Origin of the sequence: Brevibacterium sp. FAM 24630, from assembly GCF_049804075.1 — a bacterium.
In the GTDB taxonomy this organism is placed as follows: domain Bacteria; phylum Actinomycetota; class Actinomycetes; order Actinomycetales; family Brevibacteriaceae; genus Brevibacterium.
On sequence record NZ_JBNBZD010000095.1, the window covers coordinates 1 to 255 of the forward strand.

The 255-nt window shown below is 60.4% G+C and carries 1 pseudogene; it reads right to left on the minus strand.

Features of this window, described 5'->3' with window-relative positions:
- Positions 1–255 (minus strand): annotated as a pseudogene (locus ACPUD7_RS17880) (IS1380 family transposase); the annotation flags it as partial.

A 255-nucleotide genomic window follows, 5' to 3' on the forward strand; every position in this document is an offset into this window, starting at 1 on the left:
ATCCGTGTCCGCAGCGTCTGGGCGCGCACTTTGCTCATCCGCCCGCCGATGATCCCGGCAGCCGCCCGTAACAGGTTGTGAGTGATCGCTGCGATCGTGAGCCAGGCAGCGTTGGCGTTGAACACCCCGGAGGGCATATGCGCCAGGGCACCATTTTTCAGTTCCGCATTGATCTGCTCGATGATCGCGTGCCTGCGGTGCACTTGATCAGCAACAACGGTGTCGAAACGATCCTGATCGACGGTGGTGAAGAAC